At 36.0% G+C, this 25,570-nt stretch carries 12 protein-coding genes; 10 read left to right on the top strand and 2 right to left on the bottom strand.

Features of this window, described 5'->3' with window-relative positions:
- Nucleotides 1-44 precede the first annotated feature (44 nt).
- Nucleotides 45-1,085 (top strand): DUF5677 domain-containing protein, encoded by a 1,041-nt coding sequence (locus tag GD597_RS06195; RefSeq protein ID WP_171606961.1) that lies wholly within the window; start codon nucleotides 45-47, stop codon nucleotides 1,083-1,085.
- A gap of 156 nt (nucleotides 1,086-1,241) precedes the next feature.
- Nucleotides 1,242-1,820 carry a hypothetical protein gene (locus GD597_RS06200; RefSeq protein WP_171606962.1) on the top strand — a complete coding sequence of 193 codons (579 nt, stop codon included), beginning with the start codon at nucleotides 1,242-1,244 and terminating at the stop codon, nucleotides 1,818-1,820.
- A gap of 273 nt (nucleotides 1,821-2,093) precedes the next feature.
- Here the strand turns inward: GD597_RS06200 and GD597_RS06205 are convergent, their stop codons facing one another.
- On the bottom strand, nucleotides 2,094-2,669 hold the full coding sequence (locus GD597_RS06205; protein WP_317170291.1) for a DUF932 domain-containing protein: 576 nt from the start codon (nucleotides 2,667-2,669) through the stop codon (nucleotides 2,094-2,096).
- Between the two features lie 909 nt (nucleotides 2,670-3,578).
- Here GD597_RS06205 and GD597_RS06210 point away from each other — a divergent pair.
- The 4 genes from GD597_RS06210 to GD597_RS06225 all read left to right on the top strand — a co-directional run bounded on the left by GD597_RS06210 (nucleotide 3,579) and on the right by GD597_RS06225 (nucleotide 12,233).
- Complete coding sequence (locus GD597_RS06210; protein ID WP_171606964.1) at nucleotides 3,579-4,538, top strand: hypothetical protein; 960 nt, start codon at nucleotides 3,579-3,581, stop codon at nucleotides 4,536-4,538.
- 114 nt (nucleotides 4,539-4,652) lie between these two features.
- Nucleotides 4,653-11,291, top strand: coding sequence for an FG-GAP-like repeat-containing protein (locus GD597_RS06215; RefSeq protein WP_171606965.1), 6,639 nt, complete (start codon nucleotides 4,653-4,655; stop codon nucleotides 11,289-11,291).
- A 9-nt stretch (nucleotides 11,292-11,300) separates the two neighbouring features.
- Nucleotides 11,301-11,744: a T9SS type A sorting domain-containing protein gene (locus GD597_RS06220; RefSeq protein WP_171606966.1), complete on the top strand. Its 444-nt coding sequence runs from the start codon at nucleotides 11,301-11,303 to the stop codon at nucleotides 11,742-11,744.
- 252 nt (nucleotides 11,745-11,996) lie between these two features.
- Complete coding sequence (locus GD597_RS06225) at nucleotides 11,997-12,233, top strand: hypothetical protein (protein WP_171606875.1); 237 nt, start codon at nucleotides 11,997-11,999, stop codon at nucleotides 12,231-12,233.
- Here the strand turns inward: GD597_RS06225 and GD597_RS22190 are convergent.
- On the bottom strand, nucleotides 12,199-12,414 hold the full coding sequence (locus tag GD597_RS22190; RefSeq protein WP_171606967.1) for a DUF4403 family protein: 216 nt from the start codon (nucleotides 12,412-12,414) through the stop codon (nucleotides 12,199-12,201). The two genes, GD597_RS06225 and GD597_RS22190, sit on opposite strands and share 35 nt — an antisense overlap.
- 336 nt (nucleotides 12,415-12,750) lie before the next feature.
- Between GD597_RS22190 and GD597_RS06235 the strand changes: the two genes are divergently transcribed.
- The 4 genes from GD597_RS06235 (at nucleotide 12,751) to GD597_RS06250 (ending at nucleotide 25,554) form a co-directional block, all read left to right on the top strand.
- Nucleotides 12,751-12,900 (top strand): hypothetical protein, encoded by a 150-nt coding sequence (locus tag GD597_RS06235; protein ID WP_171606968.1) that lies wholly within the window; start codon nucleotides 12,751-12,753, stop codon nucleotides 12,898-12,900.
- A gap of 871 nt (nucleotides 12,901-13,771) precedes the next feature.
- A complete protein-coding gene (locus GD597_RS06240; RefSeq protein WP_171606969.1) occupies nucleotides 13,772-16,951 on the top strand; it encodes a hypothetical protein in 3,180 nt (1,059 codons plus the stop codon).
- A gap of 15 nt (nucleotides 16,952-16,966) precedes the next feature.
- On the top strand, nucleotides 16,967-18,073 hold the full coding sequence (locus tag GD597_RS06245) for a hypothetical protein (protein WP_171606970.1): 1,107 nt from the start codon (nucleotides 16,967-16,969) through the stop codon (nucleotides 18,071-18,073).
- Between the two features lie 41 nt (nucleotides 18,074-18,114).
- Nucleotides 18,115-25,554 (top strand): hypothetical protein, encoded by a 7,440-nt coding sequence (locus GD597_RS06250; protein ID WP_171606971.1) that lies wholly within the window; start codon nucleotides 18,115-18,117, stop codon nucleotides 25,552-25,554.
- Nucleotides 25,555-25,570 lie beyond the last annotated feature (16 nt).

Consider the following 25,570-nt stretch of genomic DNA (forward strand, 5'->3'; position numbering starts at 1 on the left):
TTCAAGCCCTGCAGCAAGCGCTACCCTTTGGGCGAAATACTATTATGAATAGAAATTGGATTGAGAATATCTATTTGGAAGCTTTAACTAGCACCTTTGCTGAACAAAAGCGAAAGCCTACACCAAGCCAAATTAGTAAAGCTATAGAAGAAACATTTCCACTATTTACGAAAGCTATCGAAAAGCATGTTAAACGAGAATCAAAAAATGTACTAAAGGAAAATAAAAAAGAAAATAGAAATTTTAAGGCAAACTTGAAGACACGTTGGGGTAAAGCTTTTGATTTATTAGAAATATTTATTTGCTACAATTTAGACCATGGTCAAACATTGGCCTACTCTTACAGGAAAATAAATATCAAAAATGTAAAGTTTGAAGTTTTATTACGCTTGCATGCAAGATCCTGCCAAGTTGCATTTGAAGTATTAGAGCTTCTAAAGTCAGGATTCGCTGATGGTGCACTTTCTCGTTGGCGTACCCTTTATGAAATTAGTGTTTTAGGAAATTTTCTAAATAACAAACCTGAAGATTTATCTCAAAAATATTTAGACTATTCAATTGTAGAAAGTTATCAAGAAAGACTTGAATTTCAAAAGAACTATAAAAAGCTAGGCAACAAAACATATTCGAAAAAAGACAATAATTATGTAGAGGCCCAGATTAACCTCCTAAAAGAAAAATATGGGAAAGATTTTGTAAAAGCTTATGGATGGTCGTCGGAATATTTGCTTCCTGGGAAACGAAATTTTGCTGGGATGGAAGAAACTGTTGAGTTTAAGCATATGCGGCCTTTTTATAAAATGGCGAACAACTATGTTCATAGTGGCGCAAAAGGGTTTTTATTTAAACTAGGTACATATCGTCAAAACAAAGTAATGCTTGCAGGTCCAAGCAATTACGGTCTAGCAGATCCAGGCCAAAACACAGCATATTCACTTCTACATTCTACCTTAGCGTTGCATGGATTTGAAAAATATCTCGAAGATGCTGTTTTTATGAAAATTGCAGAACTGATGATTGAAGAAATCGGCAATGAGTTTATTACAACTCAAAAGCAAATTGAGGCAGAGGAAAAGTCACGTTAAGTACTTCGCCTAACAAGTGGTTTGCCAAAATTGTGGCGGGACAATCTTAGCTTCTAGTAAAGACGGGCTTTGATTCAGGGCTTTACAAACAATTTTGGTATTAGTTTTATAAACTTTGACTTGGTTCAATTCAAGTTAAATTCAATTTAAACGATAATGATAAATTGGCAAACGATATTAACGTCGACTTTACTTTCAGGGACATTAGTTAGTGTGATTCTATATCTCTTTAAAAAAACTTTTGAAAAAGGAGTCGAAACCAAGTTTAAAGAAATCGAAAATCGCCAGCGAATAAATCTTGAAGAAGATAAAAGAAGACAGGGAAAACTTTTTGACGACCAATACGAATTATATAAAACATTGCTTGAATTGGTTTATAAGTTAAGAAATAGCGCTAGAGAAAATATGTACCAAATAAACAAAAGAGATTTTAAATTTCAATATCTAAAACCCTTTCTGCAAAAGCAACATGAATATCAGAAGTCACTGGAGACTTTACTTTATCAAAACAAAGCTATTCTTTCCGAATCCTTTTTTGGTGAGCTTCATGATTTAAAACGTTGTGTGAATAGCATTAGTTTGAATTTTCGTCTTTTTGCAAAATTGAAAAATTCTGAAGAAGGTGAGATTGATGAAATAAAGAGTCTGATTTCAAAAGATTATAATAAACTGGAGCAACATTACTTAATAATGACAGGAGTAATTCAATCAGCAATTGGTTCAAATGAAAAATAAATACAGCAACCATGCTACCTACTTCAAGTTGCGCACAGCTTCTATTCAGCTGTTGTTCTGGCTATTGAAAGTAACACGAGTAGTTCAATTAAGTTTATCCACTGAATAAAACTTTTTTTCTTTGCTACTTTCTTTTTAACAAGCTGAGCGAACGACTGAAGTATGATGGAGTGAGCGAAGCGCAGTAAAAAAGAAAGTAGCCCGGGCAATGCCGGGCTTTTTGGTGCTGCACAAGTGTGCGACGCAAGTAAAGTTTAATATGTGGGTTTCAGCTTAGTTCAAAAAATCGATGTATTTACTACATATTTCAAAGGCTTTTTTAGTGCGGTCTAACCCTGTACCGTACAGGATAGAATTTAGCTTTGCATCGGCATTTTTATAGTCTTTCACGTTTTGATAGTAGCCAGTTATGGCGTTGTATGCGCCAAACAAAGTGCCTGCTGTGGTTTGCATTTGTTGGGTTGGACTGGCAAATGCATAGCTTAATACATCATCTATTGTATCTACAAACTGGGTGCTAAACTCGAAAGCAGCATTTTCTGTTACTATTGCCTGAAATACCTCTTTGTTTGGTGCCATGGCAAGCTGTACCAATTTTTTTAACTGCTCGTCTGTTATGCGGGTTTTCGCCCATTTATTAAATAGGGTGGTTAGCTGGTCGGTAATATTATCAGATATTGCAATAATACGGGCGGCTTCGGTTAACTTGTCGGCTGCGTTGGCGGTATGCTTTATAAATACTGCATTGCTGTGGTTTCTTAGCGCCATGTTTAAGGTATTGTTACATACTATGCGAATGGGTGTAAATGCTGCCATAATTGAGCCGCTGCCATCGTGCGAAGGCTGGATTCTGGGAAAATGGCACTATGTATTAATAAAGACATGTACATACCTAAATAAAATTATCGGTATTGATTTTAGGAGGCAATAAATTTAATATTACCACATCATCAGCGGCATGACGGAACGCTAAAACTGTAAACTTAGGCGCCTATTTTATTAACTGCAGCAATTTACATTTTAGAGATTTTTAGCCAGGCTATTGATTTAGCATTGGGCTTTACTTGCGTCGCGCTCTTATGCGGAGGGATTGCTACTGGGCTTTTACAAAGGAAAAAAGCACATTTTTTAAAATAAAATCGTGCCACAAATTAAAATTGCTATAAAGCTTAGCCAAAAACGTGATAAATCACGGGGTGCGTGATTTATCACAGACCAAATTGCGTGATAAATCACGCTTTTTTATAATGTTTGGTAACTTAAATTTGATTTATTGTTTTCCGTACCAGTAACCACCGGCGATATTGTCCACACAAGCCGATTTCGAAAGATCATGTTGCGCCGATTCAAAATGACGACGTGGCACGAAGCGAAAGTTCATGCTGTTACCAGTCATTATATAAGGTTTAAGTTCGGGTTAAACAAACCTTAATGGGTAAAATTTCAATCAGCATGACTATAGTAAAACAGTTCATAAGATTACAAACTCTGGGATACAGTTAACCGAAAATAGATGTTCATTCAAGTAAATCCTGTAATACACTTAAGAATTCTACTAATGAATTTACAGGAAGCAAGTTGACCTTTGATGAGGTCTGCAGCTTAAGTAAAAAAACTTGCAGATCTGTTTGTAAAACCTTCAAATAATTCCATTAACGAGAATCTTCAATTGATGGCTTCACTATTAAATATAATTAAAAGATAATTTATCGCTATAGTAGATAAAAGATTAATAAAAGAACTTTAAGAAAACTCGAAATGCAAATTTTTAATCAGGCAAAATTTTTTGAATTATTAGCGCAGAATTCAAGTGTATTAACCGAAACAGCATGTAAATGGAATGAGGGCCGGCCAGGGGAAAAGATTGAGTTAATTAAAAAATTCAATCATCACGATGAATTTTATACCCTCTATAGTATAAAAGAAAATAAAGTTATTTGGCATTGGGGCTTTGATAGGCATATGGGTTATCCAATAACAACTGAACACGAATTAAGTATTGAATTTTATATTGGTTTGATACATCCATTTTTAAGAGAATGGATGACAGCTTTTCTGGCTGGTATACAGAAGGTAGTAATGGACAAAAAGCTTTCAAAAATAGATTTTTTTGAAACCAGATATTGTGTAAACCTACCAATGCGTAATGCTAAAGGAAAATATATGTTTATCAAACAGTTTAGCATGCCTTTTACTTTTGATAAAGCGGGGATGATGGAAACCTATCTTAACTGCCATGTTATCGTAGATAAATACAAAGGCGAGCCGCTAAAACCAAGGATATTTCATATGGAAAAAAGGAACAAAGCAGATGAAATGCTGGTAAAACAAGCTGCTGCCCATTTTCTAAATATTCCAAAAAAAAATTTACTAACTCCACAACTTTTAAATGCTATAAAAACATTTAAGGAAGTATCACAAAATAAAAAGGGTATTCTTACTAAAATAACAAAAGGCAAAATTGCCAGAAAAAATAAAAGTGGTGAACACCTTAAATCAGAAACAATAAACAGGTACAGACACAGGATTAAAACCATATTGCTGCCTTTGCTGCAAATTCCAAATTACAATACAAAAGATACATCTGAGCTTGAATTATTGAAGTGGATACCTGATTTCGAAGAAACCTATACATTAATAGATTTTATGCTGGAATCAGGTATTGTGGATGTGCTGGAATACTATAAAGCAAATAAATTATACCAGCATCAAGCTTAATTTACTTCCCTCATTTTTTTAGGAATTGTCTATCTAAAGGACATTTCAATAAATACATTTGAAAATTTATAAATATATTTTTGTTTACACTTCTTTTACAACCAAACTTAAATTATGAGAAAGACACTTTTATTGTATCACCTTATCTTTTTTATTTCATTTTATTCCAGTGGGCAAACAAACTGCCCATCCTTGCCTTCTGATCTATTGAATGGGCTGGTGGCTTACTATCCTTTTTGTGGTAATGCTAATGATGTAAGCGGTAACAATAATAACCCAAACTTCAATAGTGCAACGCTAACCACAGATAGGTTTGGAAATCCAAATTCGGCTTATAGTTTTAATGGAATTAACCAATATATAAAAGGCTCATCCAATAATTATCCTACCCTAAGCAGAACCATTTCATTTTGGTTTAAACTTAATACCGATGCCACTAATCCGGTTTTGTTTGCTTATGGCGGAGCGCCATGTGGAACTTCTTTTTTTTCTACCATTAATCAAACCAGTTTTGCCAAACGTTACACAGTACAGGCCCATTGTTGGGTAGATTCCTGCTCTACAAATAAAAACTATCCTGCCAACAATGTATGGACTAACTGGACAATCAGCAGCGGAAATAATGTAACAAAGTTTTATATTAATGGTATTCTTACCGAAACGTTTCAAAACAGGGATTTTAATGGAACTGCTGTTTTTGGAAGGGAGTTTTCATTTGGTGTTTGCACTGGACCAAACACTGGAATTGCTCCTTATATTGATGGTGAAATTGGCTATTTAAATGGATCACTTGATGATATTATTGTTTATAACAGGGTTCTGGATGACAACTCCGTAAGTCAACTTTACAGTGATTTTAGCACAAATCAAAATACAGCTACAACTTACACAACCGGCTATACCAATGTAGAAACAACCGTTGGCGAAAACGGGGAAGCAATAGCTTCAGTAAAACTCAATTTACCCAAAGGCACATTTGTACAACCTTCTATTTCATTGGATTACAGTAGCCAGAATGCAGGTAGCCTTGCCGGGCAGGGAATGGTTTTAAGCGGGGTAATGCAGGCAATTACCAGAACAGCTCCCACCTATGAGCAGGATGGATTTTCAGAAGGGATAAAATTCAGTCCGGTAACTGACAGATATGCTTTAAACGGTGAAAGACTGATGGCAACTTTTCCTTACACTAAATTAGTAGGTGATTATTTAGCCAATGCGGCACAAGGAGAATTCAAAACTGAGCAGGAAACTTTTCAGAAAATAATACCGCATGTTTCTTTTAGTGCAACAAACGGATGGAAGGCAGACAGTTTCACTGTTTATACCAAAGATGGCCTTATTATGGAATTTGGTTATACCCCTGATTCTAGGATTGAAGCAGCAGGTACAGCAGATAAAGTATATGCCTGGTTATTAAATAAAGTGTCAGACAGAAATGGAAATTATTATACCATCATTTATACTGAAGATAATATCAATGGTGAATACAGGCCAGCCCAAATTCTTTATACAGGCAATACACAAAAAGGTATTTTGCCCTATAATAAAATAAATTTCAGCTACGAAACGCGGCCAGATGCAATAACTAAATTTTTTGATGGATATTCTACTATTACCACTAAACGACTAACGGCAATATCGATTTATGACCATGATACACTTTACCGGAAATACACGATGAATTATCTGCCTGTGGTAGGCACCTCCAAACTCACAAAAATAACCGAGTTTGGAAGAGATAGTGTTACCGCCTTAAAGCCAGTTGTTTTTAATTGGGCAAATTCCACTTTTGTAGGTTTTAATAAGGCAGGAAGTGGTAATTGGACTGGGCATTCTCTTGGAATTGCAAATAATTTTATTGCCGATTTTAATGGAGATGGCAAATCAGATATGGCAGGATATGAAAGTAATGGTAATTGGAAAATTTGTCTTTCTACAGGAACAAATTTTAATGTAAGCACATGGACTGGCCATACATTGGGGAATACAAATAACTTGATTGGTGATTTTAATGGCGATGGCAAGTCTGATATGGCTGGTTATGCTGGTATTGGTTCCTGGCAAGTCAGCATTTCAATGGGTAATTATTTTACCACTAGCACGTGGACGGGCAGTTTCCCCGGACCAAATTATACAAAAAAATATGTTGGCGATTTTAATGGCGATGGTATTTCTGATATTGCCGCCTATGCCGGGGGAGGTAATTGGGATATATATCTATCAACAGGTGTAGGATTTCAGACTTCTACATGGAATGACGGAAACGCTGCGGGAACTGGGGTTAGTACATTAGGGGATTTTAATGCTGATGGTAAAACTGATATAGCCTCCTATAGCTCCGGAGCAATTTGGAGGGTGGCTCTATCAACGGGATCCGGATTTATTAGTAGTTGGTGGAATGGACATGCCGGCGATGGAAATAATAGTCTTTCCGGAGACTTTAATGGAGATGGTGTGACAGATATAACAAGGTATGAATCAAACGGCCTTTGGAATATGTGCATGTCTGATGGGAAATACAGTTTTGCCTGCCAAACAGGATGGATTGCAAATTCTAATGGTACTGCTGGTAATGTAGTCGGAGACTATAATGGTGATGGGCTCTCTGATTTGGCTTGTTTTATAGGAAACTCTCTATGGAATGTTTCTTTTTCAACTGGTGTAGGGTTTCTAAAGTCAGACTATATTGTTGGTCATAATGGAGGGATCTCAAATAATGCAGTTGGGGATTTTAATGGAGATGGAATTACTGATCTTATTAGCTACTCGGGTGTTGGTTCATGGAATGTTGCTTTAGCAAATGTTGACAGAAATTTTGTTTCCTCAATACAAACAGGTAATGGGGCATTGTTTTCATTTGAATATAAGCCTATTACTGATCCTAATGTTTATACAAAGGGCGGTGATAGCAAATATCCCAATATTGATTTTGATGCTCCTTTTTACGTAGTCAGCAAACTAACCAACAATAACGGTATTGGCGGTACCAGAAGTCAGTATTTCAAATATGCAAATGGAATCATCAATTTAAAAGGAAGGGGTTTTAGGGGGTTTGGCTTGGTAACACGTATCGATTCTGTTTCCAATGCAGTGCAGGCTACTACCTATAATACAGACTATAGATATGTTGGTGCCAGACCGGTTAGGATAGAGTTACGAACTGTGGATGGGAAATTGCTGAATCTTACCCTAAATACAGTTGGCTTTACTAAAACAGGATATAATCTTGATTCTGTTTGTTTTTCTTATTTTTCAAAAGTCGAAGAACTCTCTTATGAGCTTGATGGTTCTTTAATGGTTGATAAGAATACCTTTTATACATATGATATCTATGGAAGCGTGACACAGCTAAACGAAATTTTCAATAACGCCTATACAGTTGTTACGGACAATGTATATACAAATGATGCTGCAAAATGGATACTTGGAAGACTTACCTCTGCAACTGTTTCAAAGTCAAAACCAGGTAAACCAAGTATTGTAAAAAATTCCTCTTTCACCTATAGTAATGGATTTTTAACACAGGAAATATTGTTGCCATCTGATACAAAGCTGAGACTTCAGAAAGATTACATATTGGATAGTTTTGGAAACAGGATACAAACAACTATTTCCGGCCCCGGCATTGCTACCCGCAGCGAAAAAGTGACCTATAGCAGCGATGGCCGTTTTGTGATTCAAACACAAAATGCTATTGGTTTTACAAATAAAACAAGCTACAAAAATGGTTTCCCGGCAACAATTATAGATGCAGAAGGCAGGGTTACAACTGTAACACGGGATCTGTTTGGACGTGAAATAAGGGTTGATTATCCGGATGGCACATTTAAAACAACTTCTTATAATGATTGTGTTGGTGGCAATTGTCCTCCAAACACTATTTGGTTTCTGCAGGAGCAGGCTTCTGGCTCTGTAATCAAAAAAACATATTTTGACATTTTGGACAGGCCCATTAGAAAAGAATCAGAATCTTTTTCTTCAAATAATATACTGTCTGATATTGTGTACAATGCAGATGGAACAGTAAATAAGGAATCGGATAATTATTTTAGCAACTCAAGCCCTTCTAACTGGACAACTTTCACCTATGATGAAATAAAGAGGTTGCTATCAAAAACAGAACCTGATAGCCGTACAACACAGATCCAATACAATGGGCTCTCCAAAACAGAAACCAATCCCCAAAACCAAAAAGTTACCAAGATTGAAAATCAGCAGGGTAAACTGGTTACAACAATTGATAACCAAGGCAATCAAATACTTTTTGACTACGATGCTGATTTTAACCTGAATTCTATTACCGACCCCAATGGAAATAAAGTAAGTATGACCTATGACCTGCGGGGTAATAAAACTGCAGTTAATGACCCAGATATGGGCAATTATACATACCAATACAATTGCCTGGGTTTATTAACGAAACAAACAAATCCGAAAGGGGAATCAGTTATATACACATATGATTTATTAAACAGGCAAAGCAAAAGAACAGAGCCGGAGGGAACAACGCAATGGGTATATGATCCGGCAAATGGAAAAGGGCAGGTGTACCAGATAAAGACAAACAACGTAATAGTTCAAAAGTATTCCTATAACAGCTTTGGTAAACTAAGCCAGGTTACGTATACAAGAAATGCAAAAAATAAACTGTTTTCCTATTCTTATAATAACGCAAATGGCATGCTGGAACAAATCAATATGCCCAACAACGTTTCTATAAATTATGTGTATACCACAAAAGGGTATTTGAATAATGTAATTGGGATTGGGTTAAAACCTGTAAATGTTACTTTATGGTCTGCCAATAATTACGATCAGAATAATCAGCTTACGAGTTTCATTACTGCCAATGGCGTGGTTACAAATAGGGTATATGACCCTTCTACATTTTACCTCACAGGTATTAAGGCAGGTATAGGTTCCGCCATAGATTCATTGGAAAACCTTAGTATGCATTATTCATCTATTGGAAATCTCCTGGAAAGAAAGGATGTGAAATTAAATCTGCGGGAAACATTTAATTATGATGATTTAAACAGGTTGTTAACGGCGCAGGTTGACGGTCAGAACCCATTGACCATGCAATATGATATATTGGGCAATATTTCTTTTAAATCAGATGTTGGCTCATATAAGTACGGGGAAGCTGGTAAGGGCCCTCATACACTTACCTCAATAGACCATAGTACAGTTGATTCGTGTGTATATGCTTTTAATCAAATCATAGCATACACTTCTTATAATTATACTGCCAAAATTACCAATGCAAATACTGAAATCGCCTTCCTCTATGGGCCGGGAAGGGAGAGAGAAGTGATGACGGTAAAGAAGAACAATATTTTGATTCAAACTAAGAATTACTATGGAGGGATGTATGAGGAGGTAACAGATTCAGCTGGGAAAGTTTCCTATAACTATTATATAAAAGCCGGCAATGAAGTGGTGGCAATGGTTTATAGCCCGAGTAATAAAGTTAGAAATAATAGTAAAATATCCTATCTTTTATTCGATCACCTTGGCTCTGTATATGCTTATACCGATGAAGCCGGTAAAATTACTGAAAGAGTAAGCTATAATGCCTGGGGGCAACAACGTGATCCTTTCACCTGGCAGGTATTTAAAATACCAAAGAACCTCCCATCATTTCAAAGGGGCTTTACCTTCCACGAAATGCTTGATATGGATTTCCTGGTTTGCATGAATGCCAGGGTATACAACCCGGTACTTGGCAGATTTCTTACCCCTGACCCCTATGTGCAGTTCCCGGATAATCTACAAAGCATGAACCGATATGCATATGTATTAAATAACCCCCTTTCATTTACTGACCCTAGTGGATATTTTTTAAACGGGCTAAAGGGCTTTTTAAAGAAAAATGCAAGTGCTGTTGTTTCTATCGGAATAATGATTGCAACTGGTGGAACTGGTGCAATTTTTTCTACAGTTTTGGGTAGCTCCTTTTTGGGTGCGGTGGCTTCGGGTGCAGCAGTTGGATTTGGTGCATCATTTACAAGTGTTCTTGTGAACGGAGGTAGCATAGATATCGCTTTTAAGGCTGGAATACAAGGCGGTGTAATAGGAGGAATAACAGCTGGGATTACATATGGGGTGGGAAAAGCATTTGATACAAAAACATTAAATTCAATGAATGCGTATAATATACCGAAGTCAATAGTAAACGGTGTAGTTCAAGGAGAATTTAGTAGGCTTCAGGGAGGGGAATTTAATACTGGATTTGCAATGGGATTCGCAAAGGAATTTCTTTACGGAAATTTTAAAGATGAGGCAAACAGTATAACTAATCAGATTTCGAATATTAAGGATAAAATTGGTTCTTATATAGGGGAAGGCCTTTCAAAACTTCAAGAGTATAGAATATTTAATTATCCTGGTACTATAACTATGCAGGGTCCATTCCAAGGAGGTATTACGTTCCCCCCATTAATACTTATAGAAAATGGTTTTGAAACCCCGGTTGATATTCTTGATGTATATCGTCATGAGTATGGGCATTTTATTCAATTCGGATTGATGGTAGCTTCTACACGCAACCTAAAAACCAGTTATTTAATGTATTTAGGAATGGTTGGAATTCCTAGTTTAATCAGTGCAAATCATGCGAACCAAGATAACACCTATAATCATCAGAATTTTTGGACGGAAAAATCGGCAAATTCACTAAGCTATTTTTTTAGAGGTAGCCCTTCAGATTGGAATCATAATGACTATCCAGTGTACGAAATATTTAAATAATTATTTTATATGAAAAAAAATTATGTCTTTTTATTATTATTCACGCCGCTATTGTCTTTTTCGCAAAACAAAACCACCTTCAATTACGATGTGAAAGGCAATCTGTTATCAGCAAGCTATGTGGGTAATAACAAGTGTAATAATGCACCCCAAAGTATTATTGCGGCAGATACAGCAGCTGCGAAAGAAGCAGATAATAAATTTCGATTGGTAATTACTCCTGTACCTGCACATTCTGTGATAACAATTTATTATACTATTCCAGTTTCCAGCAATGCAAGTTTAGAGATATATAATATGGTTGGGGAAAGGATGGCTAAAGTAAAATCTGGTATGCAAAAAGCAGGCAATTATACCGAGTATTTTGATATTCAAAGCTTTGCATCGGGCATGTACTTATGTGTGTTGCAAACGAATAAAGAAAGGCAGGTAATTAAATTCCTAAAGCAATAAATTAATCAAAATAAAAAATGGCTGTTTAAAAAATAAACAGCCATTTTTTTTAATTCGCCCTTTGTTTTATCAAAAAGAAATTTTATTTTACAACACATTGTAGCAAGAAAATAAGTTACAGCATCAACCCTGGTTAACGATACAAAATACGTGAGAATAAATCCACTATTTATTTAGATCGCCGAAACATTATTATCAGGTTTTATTTTTTTTCACATTTTCATAAAGAGGTGATTACCAGGTTAATTTATTATGAGATATATACTATTGGCGATAATGTATTGTCTGCAACTTAGCATAGCAAATGCACAAATCATTAACCCCGGCGGCGTTAAAGGAAATCTGTTATGGTATATAGCATCTAATTCTGCCAACACCGCTTATTTTAAATCCCTCAGCGATTTAAAAAATAATCTAACTCCGCAAGCAAATAATACGGTATCTGTTTCTCAATTTAATTTTCATCCCGCCATACTAAAGGTTCATTAAGTTTTGTAGTTACATCTTGCTTAAATTTTTCGACCTTATCAGAAAAATTAAAGCACGATTTTTCTCTAAGTATCTGAGTGATCTTGCTGTTTAGAATCCATTTTGCCAGATTGAATAGAAGACTATTGGTCTTGGCATCAAACTGCAAATCTGGAAAAGAGATAGCATTCGATAATATCATTTGATTTTATTAAATGCTTAATAGAATATTACAATTGCAACTAATGATTTTTAAAATATTGTTTAAACTTCTAAGTGTGATGATATTTTCATTTTCAAATTTTATGCAACGATTTTAGCAAATGAATGATTGAATGAATAGAATGATTTTAAAATAAAATCGTGCCAAACATTCAAAATGCTATAATCATTAGCCAAAAACGTGATAAATCACGGGCTGCGTGATTTATCACAGACCAAATTGCGTGATAAATCACGTTGTTTGGTATTTACCAGATTAATATTTTTGCTGTATTGTTTACCATAACTCAATTTTGATAACAATAAACCTAAACATATGCCTAACCTAAAGATTGGACTGTGGAGTGCGTTTTTTTTGGCATTGATAATTTTTGCAGGCGGTGTTGCAATGGGATGTATAATCATCTCAATATATAACGATCATGTAAAAAAAAGAGATTTAAAGGAATTGGATGAAAAATTATAAATGCATTTACTTGGAGCATAGTTATACATAGCCCGGGTATTTTAATACAAGGGCTTTTCTTAAAAAATTGATTTCTTGGTTCGTATCATTTTTGGGTTTTAATGTTAGTCATGCATGTGTTGTATGTGAACTTTATGTATCTGTTAGAGAAATGAGAAGGAGCTTTATTTGCCTTTACCGTTTTTGATATTATGGACATTAGCTTTAAATAAGTGTATAGATAACACTAATATTTTTTGATTCAATAAAAATGTTTAAAATTTTAAGGTAAAATACTTTTCTATTTAAAATATTTTTTCTTCCTTCACATCTCCTAATAAAAACTGTTAGCTTAAATATATCCTACATTAAAAACTTATTAACAACCAAACCTGATTACCGTATGCTATTAACAATTTGCACATAGTGCATCAACCCAAATGCAAAAAGATAAATGTTATAAAAAAGGTTAACGCCGATATTGTAGCGAAGCACTCACACCTTGTTTTATTCTGTTTTACATTTTGCTGGACAAATAAAAATTACTTGCCGTTTATTCCATGTGATGCGTGCATGCAGTAATTGTATTGCCCAATATAGAGGTGATTATGTTGCTGTATTAGCCTATGGCATTGTATTTCGTGAAATAAATCGTTGAATAGTTTTGACAATATTGTCATTGTGTAAACTACTTTGAAAAAGTGGGTAGGGGGATTTTATGCGTCAAAACGTTCTCTTGTTGCATCTGCAATTTGATAGTATTTGCGGATGAATTATTCCTAAAATGGAATGAAATGGTATGTTATTTCTGTACAAAAAATATGAAGTGTTTAATTCGAAGTTCATATACTTTTTTTATTGCATTTATTACACAAAAAGTAATCATTTTGGAATGAGAAATTACTTATTTATTGTAATGTTATTACTGGCAGGAAGAGTATATGGACAAGATTCAGTAAAAGCGCAAATACCGGAGAGTTTTAATGAAAAAATTAATAATTCAATAATAGAAAATGCTTCCAATTACCTTGATGTAATAAGCACTAAGTATGTCAAAATCAACAAGAACATAGAAAATAAAAATCTACAATATCTAAAAACTATTCAAAAGGAGGACGAACTAATTCGCCAAAGGTTACAAATGATATTTAGTAAAAAGGAGAAAGTATTGTATGCAGGTATTGCAGAAAAATATAAGTTCTTTCATAACAAAATGGAAAGACTAGCTAGTCCAAACAAAAATGTTGCTAACGGAAATATTGCAAGACTTGATAGTATTGAGGTAGCTATTGATTTTATTAAAATGAATGCGTTGGAAACACCAGGTTATGCTTGGGGTAGGATACAAAAAATGGAGGCTCTATCTAAGCAGATACAAACATTTCAATCAAGGTTACAACAATCAAATGACTTGTTGTCCTTTCTGTTTGGAAGAATTGAATCTTTAAAATTGGTATTAGAAAATGCAGGTCTAAATAAAAATTTGGTAAGACTGCAAAAACTGGCTGTAGAATATCAGCAACAAATTATTGCGTATAAAATAATGGTTACCAGTTTTGAAGAGGATGAAAATAAAGTTGTTGAAATACTAAATACAAGTGCGGAATTTCAAAAATATATGCAAACGAGGCTTATAACATTAAGATCAAAGGAGATGCTAATGATACATCAGCAAATCAATAGGGCACCCCAACATATACAGACAAAGAACAGTTCAGGTAATTGGTATTATTTATCTGATACAAATGAGATTCAAGAATTACACCCTAATCTGATTTTCGTAGGGATCAAGCGTAATGCTTGTAAATCATTTTTATACATCTATTTGGACACAAATCATTCAGCGCAAATTTTAACTTCAAATAGTATCAGAACACCAAAAAGTCTGGTATTTCCAGTACAACCTGTCAAAAATCCATTTTTAAAAATTCATGGCAATATTTATTACAATGTATTTTATCAATCCAATGTTGACACGCCATATTTGGAACAAGACTTATACCAGCATACCATCAGGACATATCTGGATGTCACAGTAAAAAATCAATATCCTCTTAAGGTAAATTTCACCACACGGTTTAGCAATTCATCTGTATTTAAGGATTTTAGTGGACTTGGTTTTCAGTTCAATACACAATCCTTTAAAAATACTATCAGGGCAAATCTGGAAAATTGGGCATTGCAGCAATTAAGTCAAAAAGTGTCATTAGACAAATTAAAGGATCTTTTAGAACGTAAAAAGAATGAGTTAGCTACACTTGGGTCCTGGATTAATGGGCCATCTACTGCACAACGTCTTATTGAAGAACGGGAACGTGCATTTCTCAAAGGCAAACAAATAATTGATACGAGTGCTTATAGTATAGTCAACAATCCTATAACAATGGATGTGGATGATCTGGATCAAATAGCAGTATCGAAATACTCAATTAATTCCGGGAAAAGACAGGCATGGTATTCATACCTAAATGCATCGAAAGATAGCCTATTTTCAAAAGCGGATTTTGATAGTGCCAAGGTCAATAAGTATGACAGCATCTTTACTTCTTTTGAAGCTGTTTATGAGAATAACAAAAGGAAATATGATTCACTCAGCAAGGAGGTTTCGGGGCTTCAACAAAAATATGAGGAAGATAAAACGGCATATAATAACATCCGAACTCAGTTAGCTGGGGACCTTACACAAATAAAGGATGTAAATAAATTGGCTGAAAAACTAAAGACATTACAACTTCCTGACACCTTACTGCCAAAAGGATATAAAACACTATTGGCAATAAAATCATTTGGTATTGGACGCACTATGTTGGATTATTCAGAATTATCTGTAAAGAATATCAATATAACCGGACTCCAGGTAGAATATAACCCGTCGTGGTATATTGCAGTAGCAAGTGGGGTAGTTGATTATCGGTTCAGGGATTTTATTGTTAATGATGGTGGCAGACCAAAACAATACCTAAACATAGTTCGAGTTGGTAAAGGTATAAAGGAAGGGAATAATGTAATATTCACCTTCTATGGTGGCAAAAAGCAATTATATAACTATTATGTTTCCAGTACGGTCAATAATCCCAATCAACCATCTCCCAATTATCATCTGACTGGTTTTACTATAGAGACCCGCCGTCAACTTGATGCCAATAATTATGTCATTCTGGAGGTGGGTAAATCCTCATTGCCCTATTATCTCCTTAATACAAATAAGCAAAGTCTTATTGGCAGTACATTTTTGTTTAAGAACCGCAGTAATGAAGCTTATTCTATCAAATTAGCCTCCTATATACCCGCGACCCGTACAAAAGTTACCGGATTTTATAAACACATGGGAGCGAATTTTCAATCCTTTACATTATTTACCACGAATGCAACACAAAGTGCATGGTCTATAAAAGCCGAGCAGCCATTATTTAAACACAAACTCAATATTGTAGGGGCAATTAGAAAAAATGATTTTTCAAACCCCTATCTCGCTAATAGTTTTCAAAGCAATACTGTATTTAAAAGTATCCAGGCAACAATGCGAATAAAAAAAATGCCTATTGTTTCGGTTGGTTATTTCCCAAGTTCACAACTGACCAAACTCAATGATTCTCAATTTGTAGAAAACCTGTTTTATACGTTTGTGGGTACCGTCAGCCATTACTATAAATATCGTGGCACTCAGATGAATACGCTGATATCCTACACACAATTTTATAACAAACAGACTGATAGTAATTTTGTGTACTTCAATACAAAAAATATCCTGATAAGCCAATTTGTCTTTCTTTCAAAATGTAGCCTTCAACTCAATATCTCAGCAGCGTCAAATACTACATACAATCTATTTGGTATTGGCGGGAATGTACAATATCAAGCAAGGAAATGGGTAAGTATTGGTGGGGGATTAAAATACAATCGGCAAACTGTTATCAGTAATGAACAAACAGGATTCAATCTTAATGCAACGATTAAAGTACCAAAACTTGGCGAGTTCCAGTTTTTTGGTGAAAAAGGTTTTCTGCCGGGGATTAACCGGCAATTGGTTCAAAACAATGTAGGCCGGTTTACCTATTACAAAAATTTCTAAAACAAGGAAAGCATTATGTATAAGAAGCTCGTATTCCTTTCAGCACTGCTTATAGCAATTTCTGCTAAAGCACAATTGACCATGACGGTGGAAGCACCGCCTTCTGGTCTGTTTTATAAAACCCAATTATGGAATATTTTAATGATTAATAGCGGTACTGATGCCACGCAAATGAGTATTGAACTAATACTAACCAATAGCAGTGGTCAAACAGTATTAACAGGCACCACTCCATTTATTCCTGTCAGTGCTGGCACAAAACAGTTACAGGCCGCGGATTTTTCACCTATTCAATATGAGTACCTTTCAACTGAAGTAACAGATCATGATCCTAATGGCTTTTTACCTATTGGAACTTATGATGCATGTTATAACTTAAATGTAATTGATCAGGGGCACCCCAAACAGTTGCAGCAAGATTGCATCAGTATCACTGTAGAACCTCTAAGCCCGCCAATACTCAGTCTACCCTTAAATGAAAGTGTTTCTGAAAATCCATATCCTCAATTCACCTGGTTACCACCAGTCCCATTAAATATGTTTAGTTTACTAACATATGATTTTGTATTGGTGGAAGTTCAGGAAGGGCAAACCTCAGCGGAAGCCATTGTACAAAATATGCCAGTTTATTTCCACAGCAATGAATCAAATATTTTTATTAATTACCCAGCCTCTGGTACACCCCTGGATACAGGCAAATTATATGCGTGGCAGGTCATAGCAAAGAATGAAGATGTCTTTGCGGCCCAAAGTGAAGTCTGGACATTCAAGGTAAGGGAAGACAGTCTTTGGTCAGTGCTTGCTGATGGACAATCTTTTGTAAAACTTACACAGGACCCCGTATCTGTAATAACATGCCAGGATATTTTAAAAATGTATTACAACAATGAGGCAGATGATACCAGTCTGGTATACAGTATTTCCAGTTTGGCCAACGAAGATTTAGGTGCTGTAGTAAAAACGGGAACTATACCGATTCAATTTGGTGAAAATTTTATTGAATTACCATTAACCAATGGAGATCGGTTGTTGGAAGGCAAAGTCTATTTGTTTTCTGTGATTAATTCACGTAATGAAAATTGGGGAATAAAAATAATGTATCAGCAAGGTACAAATCAATAAAGCTATTCAGGAATCAAGAATCAATACTAAAAAATAAGACAATGATATACGCCCTCTCCCAGAAGTATCAAAAATCAGTGGCCCTGCTGCTTATTACGGTCTTTTATGCTGAGTTTGTACTTGCTGGTTATAATCAGATAAGACAGAACAATCAGGCGCGATATCAGGCCAATAGTAACAGCTATATCAAGAGCGGGAAAAATGAATTTTTAAATAATATGGCTAGCAGTTCTGATAATGGGGGTATAGAAGAATTTGCTTTTTCCAAAAATGATGAGTCTTTCGAATTGATGACATCAGGTGAGGTTCCTTACAACATTGTAGAGGATTCAACAGAAATCAGTGGCCCCTCCCAGCCCGAAATGTCCTCTTTTAAATCGGTAGGGAGTGATAATATGGTTGACCTATTTACAGGGGATTTCTCATACAATGTCCCATTAATGGATGTTGGAGGTTATCCTGTCAATATTTTTTATAAAAGTGGTATTTCGATGGATCAGGAGGCAAGTTGGGTGGGGCTTGGCTGGAATATAAACCCCGGGACTATTACCCGTAATATGCGTGGATTACCGGATGATTTTGATGGCAGTAATGATCAGATAAAGAAGACACAAAGTATAAAGGAGAATAAAACAATTGGCGCAACACTAGGTGCTGATTTTGAATTATTTGGTTTGCCGAGTGCTTCATACACCATAGGTGCCTCATATAATACGTATAAGGGATGGGGTTTGGAAACGGGAATTAATGCGTCCCTTATGTCAGGAGATCCCAGTAAAGGTGGTTTAACTGGCGGCATGTCCTTATCGCTTAATAATAGTACCCAGGATGGATTAACTGTTACCCCTTCAATATCTCTAACGCTTTCAAAAAAAATGGGTGATGACATGGATGGTGCGATTGGAAGTAGCACTCTTAGCAATTCATTGAGTTATAATACCAGGTCTGGATTAAAAGCCCTTCAGGTTTCAACAGGTTTTAATGTAAAAACCTTTCAACGTGGGGAGGTAGGTAATATTTCTGGAGACTTGTTCTCTTCCTCTATTTCATTTGCTTCACCTTCTTATACCCCAACAATTTCAATTCCGTATACCAGCAGGCAGATAACTTTTACCGGAAAACTAGGTAATGAAAAATGGGGGGCATTTAATAATGCTTCTGTGAGCGCATATTTTTCCAGAAATGCTATTGCTGCTTTAGATACGACTATTTCAATGCCTGCATATGGGTATTTAAACTATCAATCGGCCTCAGGTAACCTATCGGCATTGCTTGATTTTAACCGGGAAAAAGATATTCCCTACCATGAAAAACCAGTGGTGCCAAATATAGGTGTCCCATCATATACTTATGATTTATTTTCTATAGCCGGGGAGGGGACAGGAGGTATGTTCCGAGCCTATCGTGGAGATATAGGCTATGTGTATGACCACCTGATGAGTTCTAAAAGTGAATCGGAATCATTTAGTGGTGATGTGGGAATAGGTGCCCTGGTGCATGTGGGTGTTGATCTCAATCAAAATTATGCGGTAACACAAACCGGTCCATGGATAAATAATAATGCACTTAAAAATAGTATCGGATTTAAAAAATCCGATTCAGTCTTTGAAGCAGCTTATTTTAGAAACCCCGGCGAAAAATCAGTTAACTCCAAAGCATTTTATGATGCAGTAGGAGGGGATGATGTAGTGACGGCAGATCTATATCAGGCTTCCATAAGTAGCCCTGACATCATTGCAACAAATAATCTAAAGCGGTATCGTAATGCAGTTCAAGTTGGGACAAGTGTTTTGTCTTCTGCTGTGTATAAGAAAAAAAGAGACAAGCGCAGTGAAATAATTACCTATCTCACTGCACAGGAAGCAAGTACTGTTGGACTTTCAAAATACATAGAAAATTATACGGTGAACCGGTGGGGGCTCAGAAACTGTAATAAAAATTTCAGCGGGTCCGTTGATACCATGAAAATTAATGATACAGTCTCCATTGAAAAAAGGGTCAATAGTTTTCGAAAGGCAAATCATATTTCCGAAATCAATGTACTCAACCCGGATGGCAGGAGGTATGTTTATGGGATACCTGTATATAACCTTCTTGAAAAAGATGTAACTGCATCTGTAAATGCTGTAAATGGTAATATGCAGGAAGGGATAGTGAAGTTTAATGCTGAGGCAGATAATCCTATAAAACATCCGGATTCGACTTCGATTGGCAGAGACAATTATTATAGTAAGGAGGAAATTCCCGGATATGCCCACTCGTTTCTATTAACTGCAATTCTTTCATCTGATTATTCAGATATCACCGGAGACGGAATTTCAGACGATGACCTTGGGGATGCAATAAAATTTAATTATTCAAAGGTTTCTGGCATTGCAAATCCGTACCAGTGGCGAGCACCTTATATTACGGATAGTGCTACTTACAATGAAGGTCTTAGAACAGATTTACGTGATGACCGGGCCAGTTATATCTATGGGAAGAAGGAGTTGTGGTATATCAATTCTATTGAATCCAAAAACATGATTGCGACATTTACGTTGGATACCACTGCGGATAGATTACCGGCAGATGAAAATGGGTATAAAAACGGTGTACGTGCCGCAAGAAAACTAACCGCAATCAAATTATATTCCAAGGCAGATTTCTTGCAAAATGGCGTTAATGCCAAACCTATCAAAACAGTACATTTTGAATACAGTTATGCATTATGCCCTGGCGTTAACAGACCAGTTAATGCAACTACAGGAAAATTGACACTTACCGGCGTATGGTTTAGTTACAATGGGAACACTAAAAAGCAAAACTATTATCGATTTTATTATAATACACTTAATCCCAATTACACCACCAAATCAAATGATAAGTGGGGGACATACAAAGATCCCATGCAAAACCCCGGATCTGTGTCAACGAATTATATCAGCAATGCTGAATACCCATATGCTATACAGGTAGATAGTTTAGCAGCAAAAAATGCTGCCGCATGGACATTGGATTCTATTGTCCTGCCTTCTAAAGCAAGTATAAAAGTGAATTATGAAAGTGATGATTATGCATTTGTTCAAAATAAGCGGGCCATGCAAATGTTTAAGGTCATGGGTTTTAAACAAGATACCTCAGATATCCTTACTCAAAACCTATATGATGTGTTAACAACAAATGGTAACCTGATAGTCTATGCAAAAGTTACGGATAATGTGTCTAATGCGCAGGAGGTCTTTAATAAATACCTGCAGGGAATAAATAAACTATTTTTCAAATTACACATTGCATATGGGGCCGGATACGAATTTGTGCCTTGCTATGCTGATATAGATTTAAGTGGCGGGGCGAATCAGGCATACGGAATCGTTTCCGGTGACAGCAAACAAATCTATTTCAAAATAAAAGGCATTAATATCAATGCCAATGGAGATGGTAATTATAGCCCGCTTGCAAAGGCTGCCACAGGGTTTTTGCGGTTGAATTTACCTTCACTTGCCTACCCCGGATCCGATGTTGGGGATAAGGTTGACTTGAAAGAAGCGGTATCAATGGTGGTGGGGCTAATTACCAATGTAACCGATGCTTTTTCCCAATTTGATGTAGGGGCCATGTGGAAAGGTTTGGGAAATCATTTTGACAGCAGCCGATCCTTTGTAAGATTAAATAATCCAGTATATAAAAAATTGGGTGGAGGGTTACGTGTAAAGAAAATAATGATTTATGATAATTGGAAAGCGATGACAACGGTTAACTCGGTTCCTGGTCAGCGTGAATCTATTTATGGTCAGGAATATACCTATACAACATCTAAAGAAATTAATGGTGTACAGACAAAAATCAGTAGTGGCGTAGCTTGCTATGAACCCTCAATTGGCGGTGAAGAAAACCCATGGAAACAACCACTTGAATATGTTGAAAAGGTGGGCCCTTTGGCACCAACCGCACTAGGATATACAGAAACTCCTTTGGGTGAAGGATTTTTTCCATCCGCTTTTGTAGGATATAGTCAGGTAAATGTCCGTTCCATACATGCTGATACAGTAAAATCATCAAATGGATATGAAGTAACCAAATTTTTTACCACATATGATTTTCCAACAATTACTGATTTTACAACATTAATTGACAACAAGAAAAGATATAAACCGGCTATCGCAAATTTTTTACATATAAATGCAAAACATTTTATAGCAGTATCTCAGGGATTTAAAATTGAACTCAATGACATGAATGGCAAAATGCGTTCCCATGCCAGTTACCCCAAAACAGATTCATTAAATGCCATAGCTTTTTCGGAAAATTTTTATCGGGTGGATGACCAAAGCGCAGAGTTTAAACACCTGTCTAATAGGGCGTATGTAATTGATCCATCAGGGGTGGTAGATACAACTGGTACTATTGGTAAGGATATCGAATTAATGGCGGATTTGAGGGAACAGCGTTCCGTCACAGAAGGGGCAAATATCCAGTTAAATGTCGATGTAATTCCATTGATATTTCCATTGGGAGTCACTCCATTTCCTATACCCTCATTATGGTTTATGCCGCAAAGGGAAGAAGATTTGTACAGGTCAGTAGCCATGACAAAGGTAATCCAGCGCTATGGGGTTCTTGATAGTGTGATACAGGTAGATAAGGGGAGCAGGGTTTCATCAAAAAATTTATTGTTTGATAGTGAGACTGGGGATGTTTTATTAACAAAAACGCAGAATGAATTTAACGATCCTGTTTACAATTTTACTTATCCGGCACACTGGGCATATAGCGGTATGGGCCCTGCGTATAAAAATATTCAGGCAATATTTAATTCTGACTCTTCAAATATGGTAACCATCAGTAATGGTGTACTTAGTTCAACCAGTAAATACCCTGGGATGGTTAATTATTTTGAAAGTGGGGATGAAATACTTGCAACAGGGTATGAGAAAACTGGAGAAATAGCACCTGGTACAGATTGCTGGGGCAACGAAACTGCATGTAGTCAAAATATTTGGGCAACCAGTATGACTTCTAAATTGATTTGGGCGATTGACGCAAAAAAATCCGACCCTTCCAGTACAGCAGGTGTGTTTTTTATTGATAGAAATGGAGCTCCTTACAGTGCTACAAACCTGCGATTAAAAATAATACGATCAGGAAGACGCAATATGAGTATGAACCCAGTTGGGTCGCTCACTTTTCTTAGTAACCCGCTAAAAACAGTATCAGGAAAATTAATGCTGGTACTGGATAGTAACTCAAATGTGGTAGCAAGTTCTGCTCTAGGAATAAAAGATTACTGGAAAGCTGCTGAATCAAGAAAGCCAACCCCGATTGATTATACTTGCACCTGTGCGCCACTTAAGGCACTTTTTGATTATTTAATTGCTTCGCAAAGGCTTTTTATTCAACAATCAAATGGAGTTACCGTTGATTCAATTGTACGTGCAGCCTCACTTGCAGGATATCCTGTTAACATAAATGACTGCGGTTTATTATCTTCAAATAAAACGGGATTATTTTATGCGTTGACAACCGGAATATCAGGTACAATTTACAGAGCACAGATAGGGAATGTAACTATAGCCATAACCTCAAATGTATCTAAACAAATTTCCTTTTATAGCCTCCAAAGTAAGGCTTGTGGCAATGACGGTAAGGTATATTATCAGGATAATTCCAGGATACTTTATAATTATCAAGCTTACAATCATGACTCTATTAGCCTACCTGTGTACTACACTAATTGTAATGGTACAGGAGGCTCTAATGTAATAAATGTATTGCCATATTCACTTTCTACTTGCTTTTATGCCTTAAGAGGTCAAATAAGCCCTCCGTCATATGTTGACACAATGCTTTGCAATCCTGTAACCACACAATCTTGTGATACAAACGCCATATTCCTGAGTGTAGAAGCTTGCAGTAATTGCCCTGCAAACAACTGTTACAATGCAATTTTAGATACAATAATCAATCCATATGTATATGGGATATTGGGAAACTGGCGGTCTGACAAAGACTATGTATACTATGGCGACAGACAACAAACAGATTTTACAAATGCTACAGATATCAGGAAAAATGGGGCCATCAAAAGTTTTATTCCGTACTGGTCTTTTGGCGCATCTTCCTTGCAGGCTTCTGTTGATAGTACCAGATGGGTATGGAATGCACAGACAACCTTGTTTAACCGAAAAGGATTTGAGTTAGAAAACAAAGATCCTTTGGGCAGGTATAATTCCGGACAATATGGTTATAATGAAACAATGCCAGTTAGTGTTACTCAGAATAGTAAGTTCAGGGAACAGTTTTTTGATGGATTTGAGGATTACGGTTACGACAATAAAAGTTGTACGGAAGCATGTGTGGTGCCAAGATCAATTAATTTTACTAAAGGCAATGGAGTCTTATCAACTTTGTATTCCCATAGTGGAAAATACAGTTTGAAAATAAATGCCGGCGATTCTGTAACACTAAACACTAAAGTGATTGCTGCCAGCAAAGACACAGTTTCCGCAAAACTGACATATGATATGCAGTCAAAGTATCTGAGAGATACAATTGTGACTCTTAATGGAACAGGATTAACAGCAGCGCAAACTGGTCAAGGGAAAATATGGTATGGTAATCTTATAACAAAATATACCGGATTCTATACCATTAGAGAAACTAGTGTTTGCCAAACAAGCGGTAATAATAATGGGAAATATATTTACACATTTTCGGTTGGGAGCAACACTGTAATCAGTGATTCAGTTAATAATGGGGTACAGAGGACTGATTCATTGGTGCATATTTTTCTTGTTGCCGGCACAACCTATCAAATGATCATAAATGCGAAATATAGTATACAAAATGTTACTTACGATTTCCCTAAACCTTCACCGATTATCTGGAGGCAATTAAGTGGGTGTCAAACCGTGAGTGCTTTAAGTGATGCAAATATTTTAAATAATTCAACAAATCCTTCTGTCGTTATCAATATTGATACCTGTACAGTACTTAAAGACTTCAAAACGGATAGTGCTGCATTATTACCTTCCTATTCACTCACCAAGGGTGGAAAATACTGGTTTAGCGCCTGGGTAAAAGAGGAACAAGACTGTTTGTGTCAGAAGTATACAAATAACCAGGTTCGCTTTGTATATACAGATAGTGCCAATCAGCAAACCACTGATACGGCCAAACCAACAGGGATTATTATTGAAGGCTGGCAGCGCTATGATTTTGTGTTTTCGGTTCCGGTCAATGCTGCATCGATGACATTAAAACTAAAATCAACGGGTTCTACAAATATTTATTTTGATGATATCCGGTTGCATCCTTACAATGCCAATATGCAAACATTTGTATATAACCCAGTTAACTTGAGACTCATGGCTCAACTCGATGAAAACAATTATGCATCTTTCTATGAATATGATGATGACGGTACATTGATACGTGTTAAAAAGGAAACAGAAAGAGGTATACAGACTATCAAAGAGACCAGGAGTTATTTGGTACGGTAATTTTTGAATTCAATAA

This window comes from Limnovirga soli, assembly GCF_013106755.1.
In the GTDB taxonomy this organism is placed as follows: Bacteria; Bacteroidota; Bacteroidia; order Chitinophagales; family Chitinophagaceae; genus Limnovirga; species Limnovirga soli.